This is a genomic window from Cellvibrio sp. (assembly GCF_053579595.1).
This window is the reverse complement of sequence record NZ_JBRFPI010000146.1, coordinates 1-10,055: the sequence shown is the minus strand read 5'-3', so window position 1 is coordinate 10,055 and position 10,055 is coordinate 1. Positions and strand designations below refer to the sequence as shown.

Annotated in this window: 5 protein-coding genes and 1 pseudogene; 4 read left to right on the top strand and 2 right to left on the bottom strand. The window is 47.0% G+C overall.

What is annotated here, in order from left to right; translation table 11 throughout:
* The 3 genes from ACWA6V_RS10700 to ACWA6V_RS10690 form a co-directional block, all read left to right on the top strand.
* Positions 1-3,059 (top strand): glycoside hydrolase family 3 N-terminal domain-containing protein (locus ACWA6V_RS10700; RefSeq protein ID WP_449522479.1); only part of this gene is annotated, 3,059 nt, incomplete at its 5' end.
* Positions 3,060-3,178: 119 nt separating this feature from the next.
* On the top strand, positions 3,179-5,653 hold the full coding sequence (locus ACWA6V_RS10695; protein ID WP_449522478.1) for a glycoside hydrolase family 95 protein: 2,475 nt from the start codon (positions 3,179-3,181) through the stop codon (positions 5,651-5,653).
* Positions 5,654-5,723: 70 nt separating this feature from the next.
* Complete coding sequence (locus tag ACWA6V_RS10690) at positions 5,724-6,341, top strand: DUF3617 family protein (protein WP_449522477.1); 618 nt, start codon at positions 5,724-5,726, stop codon at positions 6,339-6,341.
* Between the two features lie 54 nt (positions 6,342-6,395).
* On the opposite strand, the gene chrA is transcribed toward ACWA6V_RS10690, so the two are convergent.
* Complete coding sequence (chrA, locus tag ACWA6V_RS10685) at positions 6,396-7,739, bottom strand: chromate efflux transporter (RefSeq protein WP_449522476.1); 1,344 nt, start codon at positions 7,737-7,739, stop codon at positions 6,396-6,398.
* Between the two features lie 186 nt (positions 7,740-7,925).
* On the opposite strand from chrA, the gene ACWA6V_RS10680 reads away from it, so the two are divergent.
* A complete protein-coding gene (locus ACWA6V_RS10680; protein WP_449522475.1) occupies positions 7,926-9,653 on the top strand; it encodes a phosphate ABC transporter substrate-binding/OmpA family protein in 1,728 nt (575 codons plus the stop codon).
* A 102-nt stretch (positions 9,654-9,755) separates the two neighbouring features.
* Here the strand turns inward: ACWA6V_RS10680 and ACWA6V_RS10675 are convergent.
* Positions 9,756-10,055: pseudogene (locus ACWA6V_RS10675) on the bottom strand (methyl-accepting chemotaxis protein); the annotation flags it as partial.

The window sequence follows — 10,055 nt, the reverse complement described above, 5'->3', positions numbered from 1 at the left end:
AAATTGAAAGCATCTTCCAAAACTTGACACTCGAAGAAAAGGTCGGGCAGATTATGCAAGCCGAATTTCAGACCGTTACGCCGGATGATATAAAAAAATACCATCTTGGCTCTGTGCTTAACGGTGGCGGTTCCATGCCGAATCGCATCGACAATGCAACACCAAAAGACTGGGTGGAGTTTCTGGACGCACTCTATATCGCCTCTATGGACACCAGCGATGGCAAACAAGCCATTCCGATTTTCTGGGGCACAGATGCGGTTCACGGCCACAACAATTTAACCGGCGCCACACTCTTTCCGCACAATATTGGTTTGGGTGCAATGCACAATGCTGACTTGATTCGTCAAATCGGCGCTGCAACTGCTAAAGAAGTGCGCGCAACCGGGACTGAATGGGTATTCGCGCCCACGCTCGCCGTTGCACAAAATGATCGCTGGGGTCGCACTTACGAAAGCTATTCGGAAGATCCAAAGCTTGTCGCCGATTACGCAACCGCGATGGTGGAAGGTTTGCAAGGTAAACCTAATGCCAAAGAATTTTTAGCGGAAGACCGTGTTATCGCCACCGCCAAACATTTTCTTGCCGACGGCGGCACTGAAGGTGGTGACGATCAAGGCAATGCACGCATTAGTGAAAAAGAATTAGTTAAGATTCACAATGCCGGTTACGTGCCCGCACTGGAGGCTGGTGTACAAACCGTGATGGCCAGTTTCAGCGAATGGAACGGCGAAAAAATGCATGGCAATAAATATTTGCTCACCGATGTATTAAAAAATCGCATGGGTTTTGATGGTTTGGTAGTAGGTGATTGGAATGGTCACGGCCAGGTTCCGGGTTGCACAAACGATTCATGTCCGCAAGCAATTAACGCCGGCATCGATTTGCTTATGGTGACCTACGATTGGAAAGCCATGATTGAAAATACACTTAAGCAAGTAAAATCCGGTGAAATTTCCCAAGCGCGTTTGGATGACGCAGTGCGCCGAATCCTGCGCGTAAAAATGCGTGCAGGCTTATGGGATAAAAAACCTTCTGAGCGTGCGTTTGCGGCTGATCAAACCGTCGTAGGTAGTGCAGAGCATCGCGCGATTGCGCGGCAGGCTGTGCGTGAAAGTTTGGTGTTATTGAAAAATACCAACAAGGTATTACCGATTAATCCATCCAAAACAATTTTGGTGGCCGGTGACGGTGCAGACAATATCGGCAAACAAGCTGGCGGTTGGAGTGTGTGGTGGCAAGGTGTTGCTGATGCAAAAGAAAACTTTCGCTTTCCCGGTGCTACCTCCATTTATAGCGGCATAAAAACGGCAGTCGATGCGGCAGGTGGAAAAACACTTTTATCAGTTGATGGTACTTTCACGCAAAAACCGGATGTTGCCATTGTTGTGTTTGGTGAAAATCCTTATGCCGAAGGCAGTGGAGATCGCGACACGCTTGAGTTTGAACCTGCGAAAAAGAAAAGCCTCGCGCTGCTAAAAAAATTGCAAGCACAAGGTATTCCTGTTGTATCCGTGTTTTTATCCGGTCGTCCAATGTGGGTTAACCCGGAATTAAATGCGTCAGATGCATTTGTGGCCGCATGGCTTCCTGGTTCAGAAGGCGCGGGTGTGGCGGATGTGTTGATTGCGAAAGCGGACGATAAACCCAATTTCGATTTCAAAGGCCGCTTGTCTTTCTCGTGGCCACAATTGCCATTGCAAGATGTGTTAAATAAACATCATAAAAATTACGATCCATTATTTAAATTGGGTTACGGTCTCACCTACAAGTCTGGTAAAACTGGCCCGAAAAATTTACCGGAACAAGTTGTTGGAGTTGCAAGCGATGAACCGCAAGACATAAACCTGTATTTGCGCCGACCACTGGAACCATGGCATATTTTTATTGAGAACTATGAGCGACAACAAATTCTTAGCGGTGCTTTTGCTGCTTTGCCGAAGGGCGATGTTAAAGTACAAACCATCGATAAAGATGTGCAGGAAGATGCGCTGGCATTTGCATGGAAAGACACTTGGCGCGCGGGCATGACATTGGAATCCGGCGAGCCTCTGGATTTAACCGCACATATGAAATTCGGTGTGTTGGCGCTCGATATTAAAATTGACGAGCTTGCCAAAGGCGGCGTGTCTTTCAAAATGGAATGCCAAAAGGAAGGCTGCGATCGTATAGTGCCTTTTACCATGACAGCGCGCGATTTGGTCGGCAAAGGATGGAAAAAAATCTATATGCCGCTGAGCTGCTTTAAGCAAGAGCAAGATAATTTCTCGGCGACGACTATGCCTTTTGCATTGGAAGTGGGTGGTGCAGGTGAAGTTGCTGTCGCGAATGTGCAACTCTTAATCCAAACACCTAAAGACGTAACGCTCGCCACCTGCCCGGATTACAAAACTGTATCGGTTACGCCGGGTATGTTAAATGAGTGGTGGTCTGTTGATTGGTGGTTGCCGCGTCACGAACAAAAGCTTGCTGATGCAAAAGCGATAAAAGATAAAGGTGGAAAAATCGATCTGCTTTTTATCGGCGATTCCATTACCCAGGGTTGGGAAAAAGAAGGTGCACCCGTATGGGAAAAACACTATGCCAAACGCAATGCTTTTGCGATAGGTTTTGGTGGCGACCGCACCGAGAATGTGCTCTGGCGTTTTCAGCATGGTGCTCTGGAAAATATGTCACCCAAGCTGGTAGTCATGATGATCGGCACTAACAATACTGGCCATCGCCATGAAAATCCGGCGACTACGGCTGCGGGGATTAAAAATTTGCTCAATGAATTGCAGCAACGCCTACCTAACGCAAAAGTACTTCTATTGGCTGTGTTTCCGCGCGATGCAAAACCCGATGGCCAATTGCGTCAGATCAATAATGGTGTGAATGCGCTCATTAAAAATTATGCGGATAATAAGAAAATCTTTTTTGCCGATATTAATTCCGTATTCTTAACCAAAGAGAGTGTATTGCCGGAAGAGATTATGCCGGATCTTTTGCATCCGAATGAGAAAGGCTATGAGCTTTGGGCAAAAGCCCTGGAGCCGCATCTGCAGAAGCTCTTGAAGTAAACATTGAAATCGGCGCCTTGTGCGCCGATTTTTTTAAGTTAAGTAATTGTTTTCGACAGGCGCTTCGCTTTGCTATAAAAACGCTGGTAGAACTCAATAAAAAACGGAGCGTTTGTGCGATGAAAATCCTGATTTCAATTCTGTTGCTAATGTGCGCGAGCATTGGTGTGAGCGCCAATCAAACCAATAAACTTTGGTATGCCCAACCTGCTGCTGTGTGGGAAGAGGCCTTACCCTTGGGCAATGGGCGACTGGGCGCGATGGTGTATGGCAATCCTGCCAATGACTCTATTCAATTAAATGAAAATACATTTTGGGCCGGCGGCCCGCACAACAATCTCAATCCGGCAGCATTAGACTCCCTGCCGGAGATTCGTCGATTAATTGCAGCGGGTGATTACCCCGCTGCTGAAGCTCTGGCTGCAAAAACAATTACCAGTCAGGGCGCCCATGGCATGCCCTATCAAACTGCAGGTAATCTGCACTTGGAATTTCCTGCGCACGCTGATTATCGTAACTTTTATCGCGATCTTGATATTGAACATGCAGTCACGACTACCCGCTATCAAGTGAAGGATGTGGTGTTTACACGCGAAGTGTTCAGCTCTTTTGTTGATCAAGTTATCGTTGTCAAATTAAGTGCGAGCAAAGCGGGACAGCTCAGTTTCAGTGCACATCTATCTCATCCTTCCCAACCTGCTTTTTCGCAAGAGGATGCAAATACTCTGGCAATGCAAGTGCAATCCAAAGATCACGAAGGTATCAAAGGACAGGTGAAACTCGCATCGCTACTGAATGTGAATTTAAGTGGTGGCAGCCTAATCCAGCGCGATAATCGTATCCAGGTTAGCAATGCGGATTCCGCGTTGATACTGATTTCCATGGCAACCAATTTTGTTAAGTATAACGATATCAGCGCAAATGCATTGGAGCGTTCACGCGAGTACCTCGCCCAAGCAAAACGGAACTTTGAAAACAATCAATATGCATCGCGTAAAACAGCACACAGCGATTTTTACAAACAGTATTTTGATCGTGTAAGCCTTGACTTGGGAAAAAGTGAATTTGCGCAGGAGGCGACTGATCAGCGAATCCGTTTATTTGCTAGTCGTCATGACCCAGAGTTAGCGAGTCTCTATTTCCAGTTTGGTCGCTATTTATTAATTTCATCATCGCAACCCGGCGGTCAGCCAGCGAATCTTCAAGGCTTATGGAATCATCGGCAAGATCCACCTTGGGATAGCAAATACACACTCAACATTAATGCCGAAATGAATTACTGGCCGGCAGAGGTCACTAACTTAAGTGAGTTGCATGAGCCGCTGATTACGATGACCAAAGAGTTGGCGATAACCGGACAGGAGAGTGCCAAAACCATGTACGGCGCGCGCGGTTGGATGGCACACCACAATACCGATATTTGGCGCATTACCGGCGGTGTGGATCACACTTGGGGTTCATGGCCCACGAGCAACGCTTGGTTGAGTCAGCATTTGTGGGAAAAATATTTATACACGGGTGATAAAAAATATCTGGCTGATGTCTACCCGGTGATGAAATCAGCCGTCACGTTTTTCGAAGATTTTTTAGTTGAGTCGCCCAATAAAAAATGGCTGATCGTGTCGCCTTCAATGTCACCGGAAAATGCACCCAAGGCGACGGGTACAAAAATCGCGGCGGGTGTGACCATGGATAATCAACTCTTGTTTGATTTATACAGCAACACTATTGCTGCTGCAAAAATTCTAGGTGAGGATAAAAAACAAATCCCGATGTGGGAGAAAACACTCTCGCGCTTACCTCCAATGCAAATTGGCAAATATCATCAATTGCAGGAGTGGCTGGAGGACTGGGATGATCCGCAAGATAAACACCGCCATGTCTCGCATCTGTATGGGCTTTATCCCAGTAATCAAATATCGCCGATTCGTTCGCCGGAATTATTCAGCGCAGCCCGGGTAAGTATGGAACAGCGCGGTGACCCTTCTACCGGTTGGTCGATGAATTGGAAAATCAATTTATGGGCGCGTTTGTTGGATGGCGACCGCGCTTTTAAATTAATGCGTGATCAAATAAAACCCGCATTAACACTGGATGGCAGTGTTAATGAAAGTGGCGGTACCTATCCCAATATGTTTGATGCACATCCACCGTTCCAGATTGATGGCAATTTTGGATTTACTTCGGGTATGGCGGAAATGTTAGCGCAAAGCCACGACGGCGCAGTGCACTTGTTACCTGCATTGCCGCAGGCTTGGCCTGAAGGTGAAGTAAAAGGTTTGGTGATGCGCGGCGGTTTTGTGGTGGATATGCGCTGGGCTGAAGGTCAGATTAGGGAATTAAAAATACATTCGCGCCTGGGCGGCAATTTGCATTTGCGCACCCATTCTCTTCTGCCAGAGGTAAACAATTTCAAGGTGAAAAAAATTACGTGTAACGGAAAAAATCCCAATCCTTATTATCAGCAGGCTCAGATCAAAAAACCGCTAAAAAACACCACCAAAGCAATGCCGCAGCTATCGCTTGCAAATACCTATTTGATTGAAGTTATCACGGAAGCGGGGCGCGATTACGTTTGGGGCGCAAGCCAATAGGCCGATTAATGCTATATTCATCAACTCGGGTGTATAAGCAAAAACTCACCTCAATCAAGGAGACAGTATTATGAACAAGCTAATGTTAGGTTTTGTCACCGTTATCGGCACCACCGTTTTATCATCACAAGCTGAGCCAATCAACGTTGATATGAAAGCGGGGTTGTGGGAAAACACTATGACCTGGGATGCGGATAGCGCCAAGGAAATGCAGGCCATGCAAACCGATCAAATGAAAGCGGCTATGGAACAAATGAAAGAGCAATTTGCCAATATGCCGCCGGAGCAGCGTAAGCAAATGGAAGCGATAATGGCTCAATCGGGTATGGAAATCAAAGATGACGGCGTTAGTTTCAAGAATGATCAGGTGCAGGTATCGCCATCGGGAACTAACGTAAAAAGTTGCATTACCCAAGCAGAAATTGATCGTGGTGAGTTGCCTGATGATGTCGACGGCTGCAAATCTACTATTACAAAAATCAGTGCCACCCGGTTCAAATCTACCTATGTGTGTTCAGGTGAAGAACAAGCCAGGGGAGAGAGTGAGGTGAATTTTCACTCACCTAAACATTATTCGGGCACAGGAACCATGGTGCATATAATGAACGGGGAAAAGCGCACCATGAATTTTAAAATGGAAGGTAAGTGGTTGGACAGTGATTGTGGTGATATCAAACCAGCACAATAGCTGGAACATAGCGGTAAATTTTTAAAACATGGGCGCGATTGGCGCCCTTGTTTGTTATCCAACGACAAATTTCACCGCAACACCTAGCAGGGCACAAATCCCCAATACTTTTATGATGCTCATCTTCCAATAAAATAATAGAGCACTGGCGAGAACACCTATCACCAATACGATCCAATCTAGTTGCGACAGCCAGCCTGACTCGGTGCCTTCCGGCCAGAGCGTGTGATAAGCAAAAAATAATGCGAGGTTAATAATCACACCCACTATCGCAGCAGTAATTGCTGTTAGCGGTGCAGTGAAGTGCAAATTGCTTTGGGTGGACTCCACCAGGGGGCCACCGGCGAGAATAAAAATAAACGAAGGTAAAAACGTAAACCAGGTCACCAGTGTTGCAGCAATCGCGCCTGCTAAAAATAATTGCTCGGTGCCGAGAAATTGTTGGGTATAGGCACCCACAAATCCTACAAACGCGACCACCATAATTAATGGTCCGGGGGTGGTTTCCCCCAACGCCAAACCATCCATCATTTGTGCGGGTGTCAACCATTGGTAATTAACCACTGCACCTTGGTAAACGTAAGGTAGAACGGCATAGGCACCGCCAAACGTCAGCAGTGCCGCGGTGGTGAAAAACCAGGCCATTTGGGTAAAACCGTGTTGCCAACCGAAACTGGTGCCGAGCAATAGCATGGGCAATATCCACAGTAATAATCCGCATGTAATCACTAATAGCAAGCGTGCTGTGCGAAATGTTGCATGCGCGGGTGGGGGCGTCGCATCATCGATAATCGCGGCACCGTAATTTTTTTGGTTCGCTTGGTGTTTGGCGCTTGCATTAAATAATTGCGGTGCAAATTTTCCACCTGACCAGCCGATAATTCCCGCCGCTAACACAATTAATGGGAAGGGCAGGTGCAGTGCAAAAATCGCAACAAATGCGGCAAACGCGATGCCCCACAACCAATTGTTTTTTAAACTGCGTGAGCCAATGCGATGCGCTGCCTGCACTACAATAGCGGCCACTGCCGGTTTAATTCCGTAGAAAATTCCTGCGATGAGTGTGAGATCTCCATAGGCGATATAAAGCCAGGACAGCAAAATTAAAATAAACAGCGAGGGCAAAACAAATAAGACACCGGCAATGATTCCGCCCCAAGTGCGATGCATTAGCCAGCCAATATAGGTGGCGAGTTGTTGCGCCTCTGGCCCAGGCAATAACATGCAGTAATTGAGTGCATGTAAAAAGCGTTTCTCGGAAATCCAGCGGCGCTGCTCCACCAATTCCTGATGCATGATGGCGATTTGTCCGGCAGGGCCACCAAAACTGATAAAGCCTAATTTGAGCCAGAATTTTAGCGCTTGCCAGAGGCTGACTGGAGGGGGAGGTGTATTCATGCGCATGCCTTGTTATAGCTTTTCCGATAGGGTGCATCATAACAAGCAATTGGATTGCTCAACAGTAAGATGCCAGGGGGATGTAATCCGCTTGTCACAAAGTCGTCATATAGTGCTCCGCTTCATAGGTCGGTAGATATTTCCCTCGTCTATCGACTAATCGACAATGAAAACCAGAGAGCCTTTATGTCCCCCAAATCCCACAAGCATATGCATTACAACGTGGCCTTGGTCGATAAATTATGGAATTTAAAACGGCTGTGCGAAGCCCATTTAAAAATGCACATCCCGTTGAATATGGTATTGAAGGACGAAGAATATCGCGCTGAGTTGTTAGAAAAAGCCCTGACTGCGAATGATGATGAATTAACCAAACTGGTGTGGGATGTACGCCAGATGGAAGATTCCATAGTAACCGCCACCCATACTGGCGATGAGTTCTCCCCTAAAAAGAAAACCCGCGGCACCATTAAACTTAATTTTATTGCGGCAGCAGCCTGTTCGTTATTGTTGCTCTTGAGTGGATATTTACTGCGCTCATTTTTACCGCTGGATGCGGGTGAAGTGTTTGTGTTGCAGGCGATTACAGAAACGCGGGTGAAATCCGCGGTTAAACCGCAGCAACAAGTTTATGTTCCCGGTAGCCCGGTGATACGTGCGAGCAAGCCGCTCTTTCGTGTGCATGGTTCCAATACCGTTGGTGAAAAACTAACACCACGTTTGGTGGAATCTTATTTAATGGCACGCGGCGCAACGGATATTAAAACCGAGCAAGGTAAGGTGCCGACTGAAAAAGCGGTTAGCGCACAATTAAATGGTCGCATTGAATTTATTGAAATTCACGCTCATGGATCGAGTACTGCGTTTACCGATTTGCTGCAGGGCAGTGCAGAATTGGGTATGTCATCGCGTCGTATTAAAGAGCAAGAGCGCGAATTGTTATTAGGTAAAAGTGGCGATCTGACTGAGCCGGGCAGCGAGCATATTATTGGCTTGGATGGCTTGGCGATTATCACCCATACGCAAAACCCCATCGGCCAACTTTCGATTCCGCAATTGGTAAAAATATTTTCCGGCGAAGTGACTAATTGGTCTGAGTTAGGCGGTAAAGACTTGCCTATCATTCTTTATGCCCGCGACGAAAATTCCGGCACCTGGGATTCATTTAAAAGTATGGTGCTTGACCCAGCCAAGGTAACGCTTTCGCTTACGGCAAAACGTTTTGAGTCCAGCACGGAACTATCGGATTTAGTGGCAAAAGATGAAGGAGCTATTGGTTTTATCGGGTTGCCATATGTGCGCCGTGCAAAATTATTGGCAATTTCCACCACCAAAACATCCAAAGCGATTTTACCCACGCACTTTACCGTGAGTACAGAGGATTACCCGCTCGCACGCCGTTTGTATTTTTATCTTCCACAAAAAAATATCAATACCGATGCGGAAGAGTTTGTGAAGTTCAGTGCAACCGAGCGCGGCCAAAGTATCGTGGAAGATATAGGTTTGGTATCGCAAAACATTAAAACGGGCCAGCCGTTTAATAATAATTTTTACCCGGAAGAAATGCGCAGCCTGACGGCGCGCTCGCAGCGTTTGTCGATTAACTTTCGCTTTAAAGATGGCAGCGACGAATTGGATACCAAAAGTATTACGGACCTTGATCGCCTGGTGAAGTATGTAGAAATCAATTCCCCCAAACGTGTGCAACTCTTTGGTTTTTCTGACAGCGAGGGAGACAAAGCGCAAAATATTGAGTTGTCGTTGCGCCGCGCTAAAGTGGTTGAGCAGCATTTAATTGCGCGCGGGATTTATCCGTTGGTGGCGCGCGGTATGGGCGAGGAGGCACCGCTGGCGAGCAGTAAATCGGAAGAGGGGCGTCGCATGAATCGCCGTGTAGAGGTGTGGATTTTATAATCCCTCACCCCAGCCCTATCCCATAAACGAGAGAGGGCGCATGTCTTTTTCTCCCCTCTCCTTTTGGTAGAGGGGCCGGGGGTGAGGGCAGGTATTGGGAGATTATTTAACTTTAAAAAATTCCATCATCTGCTGCAATTGCAAGGCTTGGCTGGTGAGTTCTTCTGCCGTGGAATAAAGTTCCTCTGCGGATGAAGAGTTTTGTTGGGTGGCGATACTGATTTGCGAAATCGCGATGGTAATTTGGTTGGCGCCCATGGTTTGCTCATCGCTCGCGGCAGAAATTTCCTGCACTAGATCTGCGGTCTTTTTAATCGCCGGGACTATTTCATCCAATAACTGCCCTGCGCTTTCCGCCAGTTTGGCTGAGCCCTCTGCCAATTCGCCAATTTCTTTCGGTGG